The following is a 14,413-nucleotide window of genomic DNA, read 5'->3' on the forward strand; positions in this document are numbered from 1 at the left end:
TTTTAGGAATCAAAACTTTCTAAACCCATCCTAATGAAAAAATCACTCGTCACCTTGCTCCTTTTGGTGGCCATAAACCCTTTAGGGTTTGGTCAAGTACAATCGAACTTGGAATTGCTGGACATCTTCAACATGGAGTATGTTTCCGACCCACAGATTTCCCCAGATGGAACAAAAATCATTTATGTTCGGAACTTTAAGGACGTAATGACCGACCGAAACCTCTCCAACCTCTGGATCGTGAATTTCGACGGTTCCAACAATCGTCCGTTGACCACGGGAAACCAAAATGATTTTGCACCAAAATGGTCACACGATGGCAAAAAGATCATCTTCAAATCCAACATGGCGGATGACAAGATGAAGCTCTATCTCATGTGGTTGGATACCAAGGAAACGATGGCCCTCACCAATACCCCAAAATCTCCGGGACAAGTTTCGTGGTCCCATGACGACACTTACTTGGCATTCAACATGTTTGTACCATTAGAGGACAAATCCATCATCAAAATGCCCCCAAAACCCGAAGGGGCCAAGTGGAACGACCCACCCAAATACATTGACAAGATGAACTACCGTGGCGATGGACAAGGATACATCAAAGGGGGCAATACCCAATTGTTCACCCTGCCCATCAGCGGTGGCACACCCAAACAGTTGACTTTTTCGGAGTTTGACCATGGTGCCCCCATCTGGTCCAAAGATGGCAACCATCTGTATTTCAGCGCCAATTTCCACAAGGATGAGGAGTTTGAGCCTGCCGATAGTGAAATATACAGCATCAACGTCAAGGATGGGAAAACCACTCCCTTGACCGACCGTTATGGCCCCGATGGCAATCCCGTGTTGTCCCCAGATGGTTCCAAAATAGCATATCTGGGTTATGACGACCGCTTGCAAGGATACCAAGTGACCCGGTTGTATGTCATGAACACCGATGGTTCCAATTCCGAGTTGGTTTCGGGGGATTTTGACCGCGATGTGGAAGATATGGCCTGGAACAGCAAAGGGACCGGTCTTCATTTCATCTATACCGACAAGGGAATGGGCAAATTGGCGTCCATCAGCCTTTCTGGAAAAGTGGAGGACATTACCGACGGATTGGGGGGCCTTTCGTTGGGCAGACCGTATAATGCTGCCAGTTTTTCGGCATCATCCAACAATAGGTTTGCCTATACCCTGGGCGATACCAGCCATCCCTCCGATTTGGGCGTTTCCGATACCAAAGGCAGCAAGCGCCTCACCGCACTGAACGATGACCTGTTTTCGTTCAAGAAATTGGGCAAAGTGGAAGAAATGTGGTGGGAGTCCTCTTATGACCAACGCAAGATCCAAGGTTGGGTGGTCACACCTCCCGATTTTGATCCCTCCAAAAAATACCCTATGATCTTGGAAATCCACGGTGGACCGTTTACCAGTTATGGGGCAGTGTATTCTGCTGAAATACAAGCTTATGCCGCAGCGGGGTATGTGGTGTTCTATACCAATCCACGGGGAAGTACCAGCTATGGGGAAGAATTCGGGAACCTTATCCATCACGATTACCCCAACCATGATTACGAAGACCTTATGTCTGGGGTGGACGCCCTTTTGGAAAAAGGCTATGTGGACAAAAACAACTTATTTGTGACAGGTGGTTCCGGCGGTGGCGTGCTCACGGCATGGATTGTGGGCAAAACAGACCGCTTCAAGGCAGCCGTTGTAGCGAAACCTGTGATCAATTGGACCAGTTTTGTGCTGTATGCCGATGGGGTCCAGTTTTTCTCCAAATATTGGTTCGGCAAAAAGCCTTGGGAAGATCCCGAAAACTATATGCGCCGCTCTCCGTTGACCTATGTGGGCAATGTGACCACCCCCACCATGTTGTTGACGGGAGAAGAAGATTACCGAACCCCCATCGCGGAATCGGAGCAGTTCTATGCCGCCCTGAAACTGCAAAACGTGGAAACGGCCATGGTGCGTATTCCCGGAGCTTCACACGGCATTGCCAACAAACCCAGCAATTTGATCGCGAAGATCGCCAGTGTGCTGGCTTGGTTTGAAAAATATCGGGACTAGGAATAATTCAGCGGTGTTTTGACTTAAAATGATAGTTCTCACCTGTCTGCGGGCAGGCAGGCACGGTTTTTTCTCAAAAAATCGCCCGGAGCATCACGCCTATCAGCTTATCCAATTGACAACTTATAAAAATCAAATAATAAACATGACCCCAAAATTTGAAGCAGGAATCAATATTGCCATAAAAATCCCGAAAAGTAAATATGACAAAACGGTTGCTTTCTACAAGGACATTCTAAAATTGGAAGTGGAAGAAAAACCCATTGACAACCCCACCGTTTCAAGAACACACGAGGTGAAATTTGGCAATAATATCATATGGCTGGACTGTGTGGACAACTATACACACTCAGAAACCTGGTTGCAACTTACTGTTCCCAATGTGGAAGAAGCAACAACTTATCTGGAACAGAAGGGAGTGGAAACGTGTGACGAAATCGAGGAAATTCCCAAAAATATGCATTGGATCCAAGATCCTGCGGGAACCGTGTTCAACCTACAAAAAAGATAAAAACACAACACATTGGGACAAGACGAAAAAAATCAAAGTACAGCTCAAAGTCCTTTTGCCCAAACATACTTTCACGGCACAAAGGCAGACCTTAAAATCGGTGATACCATCGAACCTGGATACAATTCCAACTACGGCCAACGGAAAAATGCCAAATACATCTTCCTGACCTCCACTTTGGATGCTGCTATCTGGGGTGCCGAACTTGCATCGGGCAATGGTCGCCAACGTATCTATTTGGTGGAACCTACTGGAGAAATTGAGGATGACCCAGATTTGACCGATCAGAAATTTCCTGGAAATCCTACCAAATCATATCGTTCCATCCATCCGTTCAAAGTGGTGGGTGAAGTTACCGTCTGGCAAGGACACCCCCTAGAACAGGTCAATGCGATGAAAGGGCATCTTGAACACTTGAAGGACCAGGGCATTGATTCCCTGAATGACGAATAGTCTTTAAAGCACGGAGACTACATTAAAAAAGCCCATTTACAAATGTAAATGGACTTTCACTTGGGTAAATCAACAGCCAACACAGTAGGCTCATTGGTTTTGGGGCATCAATTCCAGCCGCCGCCCAAAGACCGGTACATCTTTACTTGGGCCAGCAGCTGGTCTTTTTTGGTCTCTACAAGCTCCATCTTCGATTCCAAAGCCTCCCGTTGTGCCAAAAGCACCTCGATATATTCCACTCGTGCGGACTGGAACAAACGCGTGGAAAGGTCGATGGATTGGGTCAGGGCCTGTACTTGACCGTCTTTCAGTTCATAACTCTTTTTCAAATTGTCGATGTTGGACAACTGATTGGCCACTTCGATATAGGCGTTCAAAATGGCTTTTTCATACTCGTACACCGCCTGCAACTGTCTGTCCGTCGCATTCAGATACTGCGCCTTGATCGCATTTCGGTTGATCAAGGGCGCCACCATATCACCCATCACCGAATACAGAACGGATTCTGGCGTGGTGGTCAGGTATTTGGTGTCGAATGCTTCCAACCCCACCCCCGCTTTGATGGTAAACTGTGGATAAAAACTGGCCTTGGCCGCTTTGGTGTCCAATTTGGCGGCTGCCAATTCCAACTCAGCTTGGCGCACATCGGGACGGTTCTGCAACAATTGCGAAGGAACTCCCGCGTACAGATGATCGATCGGGGTATCGATAAAATTATCCGAAGTACGATTGATGTGTTGTGGTGACCTACCAATCAAAAAATTAAGTTTGTTCTCGGTCTCCACGATTTCCTGCTGGATCTCGTACTTGTGACTTTGGTTCTTCAACACTTCCGCCTGAAAACGCTGCACCGCCAATTCGGTGGCACGTGCCGCCTGTTTCTGAAGTTTCACCATGTTGAGGGCATTCTGCTGGATTTCCAAGTTTTGGTCAATGATGGCCAATTGGTTGTCCAACGCCATCAGCTCATAATAGGAATCCGCAATCTCCGCAACCAAATTGGTGACCATAAAATTCTTACCTTCCATACTGGAAAGGTATTCGTACACGGCTGCCTTTTTTTCATTGCGAAGTTTTTTCCACACATCAAGTTCCCAAGTGGCAAAGGCACCCAGACCATAATTGGTCAGGGGTTCGGGAAATTCTTCCCCTTCCTTCACCTCAAGGTTCTTCTCCACGGCACCATTGCGGGTATACTCCCCTACTTTTTCCACTTCGGCACCGGCCTGAAAGTTGACAAAGGGCAAATATTCCCCGGTCTTCGCCCGGATTACGTTTTTGGACATATCCACTTGTTGCAGCATGATGTTCAGCTCTTGGTTCTTCACCAAGGCCGTATCGATCAAGGCAATCAGGTTGGGGTCTTTAAAAAAGTCCTTCCACTGCACCAATCCCGAGTTCACTGTGTCCGTGGACTGGTTTTGATACTGCTCGGGAACAGCTGTATTCTCGTCCCGGATCTCGCGGGTGGGCACACAGGCATAAAAGGCCACAAGCGAAATCATTGCGATTAAAAAAGATCTACTGTTCTTCATCTTTGTCATTTTTCTTTTTGTTTCCATTTCGTGTGGTCATTCTTTTCAACAGTTTGTTCACCTCGCGCAAGCGTGTACGTAGCTTACTTTCGTTTTCATTCTCTTTGAAGAATTCTTCTGAAATGGGCTCGTCATGCTCATCCTTGATAAGGCTCTTGCCTTCGGACATCTTGGCGAAAATGAAATACAATCCAGGAATCACTAGCACCCCGAAAATGGTCCCGATGAGCATCCCTCCCAAGGCAGAACCGCCAATGGTACGGTTACCGATGGCTCCAGCGCCCGAAGCCACCACCAATGGTATCAAACCGGCAATAAAGGCAAAGGATGTCATCAAAATAGGGCGGAATCGTTGCTTGGAACCTTCAATGGCCGCTTCCAGGATCGTGGCGCCCTGTCGGTGTTTCTGAACGGCAAACTCCACGATCAATACCGCGTTTTTACCCAGAAGTCCCACCAGCATGATGACCCCGATCTGTGCATACACGTCATTGGCCAATCCCATCAACTTCAACAGGAAGAAGGAACCGAATACACCAACGGGCAAGGAAAGGATTACGGCCATGGGCAGCAAGAAGCTCTCGTATTGCGCTGCCAGTACCAAATACACGAAAATCAATACCACGATGAAAATATAGAGCGACTCATTACCACGTTGTGCCTCATCGAACGACAATCCCTCCCAGGCGATATCGTAGCCACGGGGCAGGGTCTGCGCCGCTACTTCCTTAATGGCATCGATGGCATCGCCCGTCGTATATCCCTTGGCGGGCAGACCGTTGATTGCGGCTGAGTTGTAGAGGTTGTAACGGGTGATCTCATTGGGACCCAAACGTTTTTCCATGGCCATAAAAGCGGAATAAGGCACCATTTCGCCCTCTTCGTTCTTCACAAAGAGTTTCTCCAAATCGGATGGAAGTGCGCGATATTCTGGCGCTGCCTGGGTATACACCTTGAAGAATCGACCAAAACGGATGAACCCTTGCTCATAGGTACTACCGATGAGAATGTTCAGGTTTTCCATGGCTTTTCCTATGGAAACACCTTTCTGCATCGCTGCCTTATTATTGATTTTCAGCTCATACTGTGGATAATTGGCCGCATAGAAGGTAAACAGACCCGTCAACTCCTTACGTTGCCTTAGGGCGTCCATAAAGTCATTGTTCACCCTTTCGAACTCGTGGTAGTCGGTACCATTGGTCTTGTCCAACAAACGCATGGCGAAACCACCGGAAGAACCGAACCCAGGAACGGCGGGGGGCTCAAAGTATTCTATGACCGCTCCCAGGTCTTTGGTTTCTTCCTCTAATTCTTCCATGATCTCGTGGACGGTATGTTCCCTTTCGGACCACGGTTTTAGGTTGATGAGACAGGTACCGGCGTTGGAACCCCTACCCTCGGTCATAATCTCATATCCGGCCAAGGATGAAACGGATTCCACACCTTCGGTTTCTTCGCAGATTTCCTGAAGTTTTCGTGCCACGGCATTGGTACGCTCCAAGGTAGCACCGGGAGGGGTCTGGATAATCGCGTAGATCATCCCTTGGTCCTCATTGGGGATAAATCCGGCAGGCAACACTTGATTTGTAAAGAAGATTCCCGCGCAGAACGCCAACAGAATTCCAAAAGTGACCACCCTGCGGTTTACGATCTTGTTCAAAACACCTACATACCTTCCCGTAAGTTTTTCAAACTTGCCATTGAACCAATCGATGAAACGGTTCACTGGGGATTTTTTTCTGGGTTGACCATGGGTATTCTTCAACATCATCGCACAGAGTACCGGAGTCAATGTCAATGCCACAATGGCCGAAATCACAATGGAACCTGCCATGGTGATGGAGAACTGTCGGTAGAAGACCCCGACAGGTCCCGTCATAAACGAAATTGGGATAAATACAGAGGTCATTACTAAAGTAATGGCGATGATGGCTCCACCAATTTCCCCCAAAACTTCATAGGACGCTTTGTATGGCGTGAGGTTTTCTTCATGCATCTTCACGTGTACCGCTTCCACGACCACAATGGCGTTGTCCACCACAATACCAATGGCCAATACCAAGGCAAAGAGTGTAATCAAGTTGATGGACAGTCCGAACATTTGCATCACAAAGAAGGCACCGATCAAGGAAACGGGCACCGCAATGATCGGGATGAGGGTCGAGCGCCAATCCCCCAAGAAGAGGAACACCACAATGGCCACCAAAATGAACGCATCGCGTAGTGTATGGATCACTTGATCTATCGAAGCGTCCAAGAAATTGGACACGTCATAACTGATCTGATAGTCCATGCCGGGAGGTAGATCGGCTTCCAATTCTTTCAATTTTGTTTTTACCTCCTTGATCACCTCACTACCATTGCTGCCAAACGTTTGTTTTAACACAATGGAAGCAGAAGGTCTTCCATCCAAATTGGAGTAAATATCGAAAAACTCGCTACCGAGCTCCACATCGGCCAAATCGCCCAATTTTAGGATTTCCCCTTCCTCATTGGCTTTAATAATAATATCCTTGTACTGCTCGGGTTCACTATATCGGTCTTGGTAGACCAACACATACTCCAAGGATTGGGCATTTTTACCTGAACTCTGTCCCAATCTACCGGGACGGGCAATGATACTCTGTTCCTCCATCGCCTCCAAGATTTCCTCTGCAGACACACTATAGGCCCGCATACGATCCGGTTTCAACCAAATTCGCATAGCAAACTTTCTGCTTCCCAAAATTTGGGCAGTGGCTATACCATTGATCCTTTGGATTTCAGGAATCATTTTGGTATAGGCATAGTTGTACAGGAACAGCTCATCTGCATTGTCCTCCTTGCTATAGAGGTTTACGTACATCAGCATACTGGGAATTACCGGGGTAATGATCACCCCTTCCCGCTGCACCAGATCCGGCAACAAGGGCATCACCTGGTCCACCCGCGTTTTGACCCGCACCACCGCTTCGTTAGGGTCCGTGCCCGGTTCAAAAATGATACGAACGGTTCCTTCCCCGGCACTGGTGGCATCGGAAGCGATATAACGCATGCCCTGCACCCCGTTGATCGCCGTTTCCAAAGGAATCAAGGTTGATTTCACCAATACGTCGGCACTGGCACCAGGATAGGCAATGAATATGTTTACAGTGGTTGGGGCGATCTGGGGAAACTGTGAGATGGGCAACTGCTTGATGGCAAGTAGTCCCGTGAACACAATGATCACAGAGATCACAATGGCCAATACTGGCCTATGGATAAATTTTTTGAACATCTTGTCTGAAGATTTTTAGGTTGTTACTCTGCGTACAGGTCCAGGCTCGTCAAGATCTTCTCCGGTTTCTCGAACACATAGTGGATCTTCTCGCCGTTTTTTACCATACGGATGCCTTCCAACAAGACTTTGTCATCCTTGGACAATCCCTTTTCCACTACAAACAGGTGTTGAAGTTCAGCCCCAATCGTTACTTCGCGCTGGCGCACTTTGTCATCCTTGTCGATAACGAACACGTATTTTTTGTCCAACACCTCAAAAGTGGCCTTTTGGGGGATGAGCAGGACATTTTTCAAGGGAACGGTCATCAAGATGCTTCCAGTTTCCCCATGGCGAAGAATGCCGTCGGGGTTGCCAAAAGTGGCCCGGAAGGCAATGTTCCCTGTCTCGTTGTTGAATTCCCCCTCAATGGTTTCCACAACCCCGGGCTGGTTGAACTTTTTGTTGTTCGCCATCAAAAGTTCCACCTCTTGCTTTTTGTCTTTTTTGGCACTGGTGATGTAATCCAGGTATTCGGCCTCGGGCACATTGAAATAGACCCACATTTTGCTGTTGTCGGACAAGGTGGTCAACAGTTCCCCTTCATCCAAAAGGCTCCCTTCCCTGGCTTCCAAGTGGTGCATGATGCCGTCAAATGGGGCACGGATGTCCGTAAAGCCCAAATGGGTCTGAGCGAGGGCCACTTCGGCCTTGGCCCGGTCAAATTCGGCCTTGGCCATGGCCAGTTCATTTGCTGATACCACGTTGCCATCTGCCAACAGTTGGGTGTTTTTGTATTCGATCTCGGCAACTTCGGCCTCTGCCTTGGCCTTTTGAAGGTCGGCCTGATAGACATTGGGCATGATGTGGAACATTTGTTGGCCCTTTTTTACAAACTGGCCCTCATCCACATAAATGTGCTGTAGATATCCCTTTTCCAAGGCCCTTAGTTCAATATGCCTAATGGAATGGATTTGGCAGACATAATCTTTGGTGATGGAGGTGTCCTTTAAGATGGGGCTGGAGACGAGGTATTTGGTCTCGTCCTTTTTTTCGTGTTTTTTGGATTCGCAACTTGTATGGCAAAGCAACACAAGCATGCCAAGGAAGATGATAACTTTCCTCATGGTCTTTACTGGTTTAGAAATTGATTTGTGTGATGTACTTTGGGAAATTCCTATCGTCGTGAAGGGATTGCCCGGTCAATGAAAATGGCCCAAAAAGGGCTGGGATGGAAAGCTATGGAATACGAAACTGCCTTCCTTAGGTGGAAATACTAAATTCTAAAAACCTGGAACCTGATGTGCCGCTTAAGGTCGACAACACCGGAATCGAAGGCCAGATGCCTAGGATTTGTCTCAAGTTCAGTGGAATACTGTTCCCCGAGCGGGGCATAAAAAAAGGCAGCCAAATAGCTGCCATGTCTTACCTCTGAATGAAATGAAGAAGTTTCTTCGTCTTTTTCCTCTTTTTCACCTACCTCGGTCTCGGCATAATACTTTTTCTCCAATTCCAAATGTTGCAATCCTATGGAAGATGCTGGACATTGGTCTTGTTCGTACTGAATGAAGCAGGCATTCTCCGCATCGGAATCGTACTGCGAATCCGCATAGCTATTGATGAACCCTCCCAACAAAAGGATACAAAGAGGGATAAAATATGTGCTGAACGCCTTTTTCATTTGGACAACAAAACTAGGTCACCGAAGTTTCTCCAACAAATAGTCTGTGTTAATTATGGTTAAAATCAGTATAACACAAATCATTTTTGCTAGAAAATATGTATATGCAAACAATACCTTCATTAAGTGTAAAATTATGGTCATGGTTTTAACAAAAGTGATGATACATGCCACATCCAAGTCCATTTTCCATTTTCCTCCGTAACTTGTACGCTTTTAAGACCATTTTCATGAAAAGAGCATCTCTTGAATCATTTTTCGGGCACTTGGGGCAATATGTGACCCTTTCGGAAGAAGAGTTCGGCGACATACTCTCTTTTTTTGAGGAACAACAGCTGGCCAAAAAGGAGATCTTGATGCATGCAGGCGGGCCATGCACCCATGCCCATGTGGTCCTGAAAGGTTGCATGCACATGTACTTCGTCAATGAAAAAGGCGTGGAGCGTACAGTACAGTTTGCCTTGGAAAACTGGTGGCTGACGGACCTTTTGGCTTTTCAGAACAAGAAAAACACGGACTTTTTCATCCAGGCCGTGGAGAAAAGCGAAGTGCTCTCCATCAGTCTGGACCAACAGGAACGGTTATTGGAGAAATACCCCCAACTCGAACGCTATTTCCGTATGATCTACCAGACCGCATACGGGGCTTCTCTTATCAAAATGAAATACCTGTTCGATTTTTCCAAAGAGGATATCTATTTTCACTTCACTGAGTCCTTCCCCAATTTTGCCCAACGGGTGCCTCAATACCTCATTGCTTCCTTTTTGGGGCTTACCCCGGAATATGTGAGCGAAATCCGCGCAAAAAGGCGTTCTTAAACCTGTTTAAGTTGTAGGGACGGCCCCTGGCCTACCTTCGCATCAATAATTCAAAACATATCTAAAGATGGAAAAAAGAATTCAAATCGATGCGGCGGAACCTTTGGCTTTCAAGGCCATGTTCGGACTGGAAAAATACATCCAACAGGGCCAACTGGACAAAATCCACTATGAGCTGATCAAGATCAGGGCCTCCCAACTCAACGGTTGTGCATTTTGTATCAACATGCACACCAAGGATGCCCTAAAAATGGGTGAAAACCCAGAACGTTTGTTCCTGCTGGATGCCTGGTGGGACACTGAGCTTTATTCCGAAGAGGAGCAGGTCATTCTAAAAATGACGGAAGAAATCACCTTGGTACACCAAAAGGGGTTGAGCCAAAAAACCTATGAGCAAGCCATACAGCTCTTTGATGAACACTATTTCTCACAGATTGTCATGGCCATTATAGCCATCAATGCCTGGAACCGTATTGCGATCAGCACACACAAACCCTTGCAGAATTGATCAAGTTTACAAATCAAAGTTGCAAAGGCCCCGAGCGGGGCCTTTTGTCTTTCAAAAACAATTAAACCTTATATTCGTTCCTATGCAAATGCACCACTAAACCCTATTTATGAGAAAATTTGTCCTTCCGCTGTTGTTCTTCGTAGGTCTATCGTTCACGTCCTGCATCGATTTCAAGACCAAAAAATCCAACTCGGAGCCCCAACCCGAAGATTTCAATACGGTTGTAGTAAACGAGCGCTACCAAATGGATATCCCTCGGTTCATGAAGAGCACCACCGGCCTGAACGACGAGGCATCGCTTCAATACCAAAACCTGTTCCAAGAGGCCTACGCCATTGTCATTGATGAGCCCAAGGACGAGTTTGTGGATCTTTTCAAGGAACTGGACAGCTATGACGAGAATCTTTCACTGATAGAAAATTACAGGTACATCCAGTTGCAGCTTTTTAATGAACGAATGCGGGTCAACACCCAATCTTCGCCCAGGTCGATGAAAATAAACGGCCTTGATGCCGAGCAAGTGGAAATGGACGCCCATGTGGATGGGGTCGATGAGGAAATCTCCTATTTCCTGACGTTCGTTGAAGGGCCGGAAAATGTGTATATGATTATGGCTTGGACCCTCAAAAGCAAGAAAGAGGAACATGCGAAAACCTATAGTTTGATGGCGGAATCCTTTAGGTTAATGGATTAATAACTAAAAAAGCCGCTGAAATTCAGCGGCTTTTTTAGTTATCCCTCTCGCATTTTATTTGCTCAGATACATCTTTCTTCGCGAGTAGAGGTTATAGAATTCATCATCCTTCAAACTTTCGATGAATAGGATACTCTCTCCGGTACTTTTCATCTCCGGTCCTAGGTTCTTGTTCACGTTCGGGAACTTATTGAAGGAGAACACCGGTTGCTTGATGGCATATCCTTCCAATTTTGGGTTGAACACGAAGTCCTTCACCTTTTTCTCGCCCAACATCACCTTGGTGGCATAGTTCACATAAGGTTCACCATAGGCTTTTGCTATGAAGGGAACGGTACGCGACGCCCTAGGGTTCGCCTCGATGATGTACACAATATCGTCCTTGATTGCAAACTGGATATTGATCAACCCGACCGTGTTCAAGGCCAACGCTATCTTCTTTGTATGGTCCTTGATCTGTTGCATCACAAATTCCCCAAGGTTGAACGGTGGCAAAGTGGCATTGGAATCGCCCGAGTGAATCCCACAAGGTTCTATATGCTCCATGATCCCAATGATATACACATCTTCCCCATCACAAATGGCATCGGCCTCTGCTTCTATCGCCCCATCCAAATAGTGGTCCAAAAGCAGTTTGTTGTTGGGTATCTTTCGCAACAAGTCCACCACATGGGCCTCCAGTTCTTCTTTGTTGATGACAATCTTCATTCCTTGCCCGCCCAATACGTAGGATGGTCTTACCAATAATGGGAAGTTGAGTTGATCGGCCAGTTCCAGGGCCTCATCGGCAGTCTCGGCCACTCCAAACCTTGGGTAGGGAATATCATTGTCCTTCAGCAAGGTGGAGAAACTTCCCCTGTCCTCTGCCAAATCCAGGGATTGGAAACTGGTTCCTATAATATTGATCCCGTATTTGTCCAGTTTTTCGGCCAATTTCAAGGCGGTCTGCCCACCCAACTGCACAATCACCCCTTCGGGTTTTTCATGCAGGATGATGTCGTAGATGTGCTCCCAGAACACAGGCTCAAAATAGAGTTTGTCCGCCGTATCGAAATCCGTGGAGACTGTTTCGGGGTTACAGTTGATCATGATGGTCTCATATCCGCACTCGGCAGCTGCCAGAACACCATGGACACAGCAGTAGTCAAACTCGATTCCCTGTCCAATTCGGTTGGGTCCCGAACCGAGCACCACCACTTTTTTCTTGTCCGTCACCACGCTGTCGTTGGCGACATAACGATGACCATCGGCCGTTTCGATTTCCTCCTCAAAAGTAGAGTAATAATACGGGGTCACGGCCTTGAACTCCGCCGCGCAGGTATCCACCAACTTATAGACACGGTTGATGCCCATATCCATACGTTTGCTATGGACCTCACTTTCCCAACAGTCCAGCATATGGGCTATCTGCCGGTCGGCAAAACCTTTCTGCTTGGCTTCCAACAATAGGGCCTTGGGCAGACTTTCTATGGTATATTTTGAAATTTCCATCTCCAAGAAATGGAGCTCCTCGTATTGCTTCAGGAACCACATGTCTATCTTGGTGATCTCTTGAATCCTCTTCAACGGAATTCCCAACTGAATGGCATCATAGATCACAAAAACCCGGTCCCAGCTGGGCACACGTAGTTTTTCGATGATGGTCTCATAATCTTTGTACCCCTTGCCATCGGCACCCAATCCATTCCGCTTGATTTCCAAAGATTGTGTGGCCTTGTGCAATGCTTCCTGGAACGAACGGCCAATTCCCATGACCTCCCCTACGGATTTCATCTGCAGTCCCAATGTCCTGTCCGATCCTTCAAACTTATCAAAGTTCCAACGGGGTATTTTCACGATCACATAATCCAAAGTGGGCTCGAACAGGGCCGAAGTGGACTTGGTGATCTGGTTATCCAATTCGTCCAAGGTATAACCAATGGCCAGTTTGGCGGCAATCTTTGCAATAGGGTAACCTGTCGCTTTGGACGCCAAAGCAGATGACCTTGACACCCTTGGATTGATCTCGATGGCGATAATGTCTTCTTTCTCATCGGGGCTAACGGCAAACTGTACGTTACAGCCTCCTGCAAAATCCCCGATACTGCGCATCATGTGGATGGCCATGTCCCGCATCCGTTGGAACGTCCTGTCCGAAAGGGTCATGGCTGGGGCCACGGTGATGGAATCCCCGGTGTGGATACCCATCGGGTCCATATTCTCAATGGTACATATGATGACCACGTTGTCATTCTTGTCGCGAAGCAGCTCCAATTCGTATTCTTTCCAACCCATAAGGGCCTTGTCGATCATCACCTCGTGGATGGGCGATACTTCGAGACCATGGCTCAACATATCGTCAAAATCCTCAGGATCGTACACAATACCTGCCCCGGCACCACCAAGGGTGAACGAAGCCCGGATCACCAAAGGAAAACCGAACTCTTGGGCAATTTCCTTTCCTTTTAGGAACGAAGTGGCCGAAGCCTGCGGAGGCATCCCAATACCAATTTTAAGCATGAGCTCCCTAAACTTTTCGCGGTCTTCGGTAATGTTGATGGCGTCGATGTCCACCCCGATGATCTCTACTCCAAAATCCTGCCAGATGCCTTTTTGGTCGGCCTCGATGCAAAGGTTCAGTGCGGTCTGTCCGCCCATAGTGGGCAGAACAGCGTCCACATTGGGATGTTTCTTTAAAATCTCAACGATTGATTTGGTGGTCAAAGGCTTTAAATAGACATGGTCCGCCATGGTGGGATCGGTCATGATCGTAGCGGGGTTGCTATTGATCAGAATGGTCTCGATGCCATCTTCACGAAGCGACCTAAGTGCCTGGGAACCAGAATAATCAAACTCACAGGCCTGACCGATGATGATAGGGCCAGAACCAATAATCAAAATGGATTTTAAATCTTTTCTTTTCGGCATTTTTGTAGGG

At 47.3% G+C, this 14,413-nt stretch carries 11 protein-coding genes; 6 read left to right on the plus strand and 5 right to left on the minus strand.

Going from position 1 to position 14,413, the window contains the following annotated elements; translation table 11 throughout:
* The first annotated feature begins 33 nt into the window (after positions 1-33).
* From SD450_RS10125 to arr, 3 genes are all read left to right on the plus strand, one after another.
* Positions 34-2,058 carry a S9 family peptidase gene (locus SD450_RS10125; RefSeq protein ID WP_318344351.1) on the plus strand — a complete coding sequence of 675 codons (2,025 nt, stop codon included), beginning with the start codon at positions 34-36 and terminating at the stop codon, positions 2,056-2,058.
* 145 nt (positions 2,059-2,203) lie between these two features.
* A complete protein-coding gene (locus SD450_RS10130) occupies positions 2,204-2,569 on the plus strand; it encodes a VOC family protein (protein WP_318344352.1) in 366 nt (121 codons plus the stop codon).
* A gap of 12 nt (positions 2,570-2,581) precedes the next feature.
* Entirely contained in the window at positions 2,582-3,022 is a 441-nt protein-coding gene (gene arr / locus SD450_RS10135; RefSeq protein WP_318344353.1) for an NAD(+)--rifampin ADP-ribosyltransferase, read from the plus strand.
* Positions 3,023-3,129: 107 nt separating this feature from the next.
* On the opposite strand, the gene SD450_RS10140 is transcribed toward arr, so the two are convergent.
* The 4 genes from SD450_RS10140 to SD450_RS10155 all read right to left on the minus strand — a co-directional run bounded on the left by SD450_RS10140 (position 3,130) and on the right by SD450_RS10155 (position 9,473).
* Positions 3,130-4,566, minus strand: a complete 1,437-nt coding sequence (locus tag SD450_RS10140) for a TolC family protein (RefSeq protein WP_404828240.1) — start codon at positions 4,564-4,566, stop codon at positions 3,130-3,132.
* Positions 4,544-7,813, minus strand: a complete 3,270-nt coding sequence (locus tag SD450_RS10145; RefSeq protein ID WP_318344355.1) for an efflux RND transporter permease subunit — start codon at positions 7,811-7,813, stop codon at positions 4,544-4,546. The genes SD450_RS10140 and SD450_RS10145 overlap by 23 nt, the downstream gene beginning before the upstream one ends.
* A gap of 23 nt (positions 7,814-7,836) precedes the next feature.
* A complete protein-coding gene (locus tag SD450_RS10150) occupies positions 7,837-8,919 on the minus strand; it encodes an efflux RND transporter periplasmic adaptor subunit (protein WP_318344356.1) in 1,083 nt (360 codons plus the stop codon).
* 149 nt (positions 8,920-9,068) lie between these two features.
* Positions 9,069-9,473, minus strand: a complete 405-nt coding sequence (locus SD450_RS10155) for a hypothetical protein (RefSeq protein ID WP_318344357.1) — start codon at positions 9,471-9,473, stop codon at positions 9,069-9,071.
* Between the two features lie 230 nt (positions 9,474-9,703).
* Here SD450_RS10155 and SD450_RS10160 point away from each other — a divergent pair, with 230 nt between their 5' ends.
* The 3 genes from SD450_RS10160 to SD450_RS10170 all read left to right on the plus strand — a co-directional run bounded on the left by SD450_RS10160 (position 9,704) and on the right by SD450_RS10170 (position 11,496).
* On the plus strand, positions 9,704-10,291 hold the full coding sequence (locus SD450_RS10160) for a Crp/Fnr family transcriptional regulator (protein WP_318344358.1): 588 nt from the start codon (positions 9,704-9,706) through the stop codon (positions 10,289-10,291).
* 67 nt (positions 10,292-10,358) lie between these two features.
* Positions 10,359-10,799 (plus strand): carboxymuconolactone decarboxylase family protein, encoded by a 441-nt coding sequence (locus SD450_RS10165; protein ID WP_318344359.1) that lies wholly within the window; start codon positions 10,359-10,361, stop codon positions 10,797-10,799.
* Positions 10,800-10,908: 109 nt separating this feature from the next.
* Positions 10,909-11,496 (plus strand): hypothetical protein, encoded by a 588-nt coding sequence (locus SD450_RS10170; protein WP_318344360.1) that lies wholly within the window; start codon positions 10,909-10,911, stop codon positions 11,494-11,496.
* A gap of 54 nt (positions 11,497-11,550) precedes the next feature.
* Here the strand turns inward: SD450_RS10170 and carB are convergent, their stop codons facing one another.
* Entirely contained in the window at positions 11,551-14,403 is a 2,853-nt protein-coding gene (carB, locus tag SD450_RS10175; protein ID WP_318344361.1) for a carbamoyl-phosphate synthase large subunit, read from the minus strand.
* Positions 14,404-14,413: the final 10 nt, after the last annotated feature.

The organism is Flagellimonas baculiformis (assembly GCF_033441575.1).
GTDB classification, from domain to species: Bacteria; Bacteroidota; Bacteroidia; order Flavobacteriales; family Flavobacteriaceae; genus Flagellimonas; species Flagellimonas baculiformis.

Coding starts and splice junctions, on each gene's coding strand:
- SD450_RS10165 (WP_318344359.1), top strand. CDS start 10,359: ATGGAAAAAAGAATTCAAATCGATGCGGCGGAACCTTTGGCTTTCAAG.
- SD450_RS10140 (WP_404828240.1), bottom strand. CDS start 4,566: ATGACAAAGATGAAGAACAGTAGATCTTTTTTAATCGCAATGATTTCG.
- SD450_RS10170 (WP_318344360.1), top strand. CDS start 10,909: ATGAGAAAATTTGTCCTTCCGCTGTTGTTCTTCGTAGGTCTATCGTTC.
- SD450_RS10145 (WP_318344355.1), bottom strand. CDS start 7,813: ATGTTCAAAAAATTTATCCATAGGCCAGTATTGGCCATTGTGATCTCT.
- SD450_RS10160 (WP_318344358.1), top strand. CDS start 9,704: ATGAAAAGAGCATCTCTTGAATCATTTTTCGGGCACTTGGGGCAATAT.
- SD450_RS10125 (WP_318344351.1), top strand. CDS start 34: ATGAAAAAATCACTCGTCACCTTGCTCCTTTTGGTGGCCATAAACCCT.
- SD450_RS10130 (WP_318344352.1), top strand. CDS start 2,204: ATGACCCCAAAATTTGAAGCAGGAATCAATATTGCCATAAAAATCCCG.
- SD450_RS10155 (WP_318344357.1), bottom strand. CDS start 9,473: ATGAAAAAGGCGTTCAGCACATATTTTATCCCTCTTTGTATCCTTTTG.
- SD450_RS10150 (WP_318344356.1), bottom strand. CDS start 8,919: ATGAGGAAAGTTATCATCTTCCTTGGCATGCTTGTGTTGCTTTGCCAT.
- carB (WP_318344361.1), bottom strand. CDS start 14,403: ATGCCGAAAAGAAAAGATTTAAAATCCATTTTGATTATTGGTTCTGGC.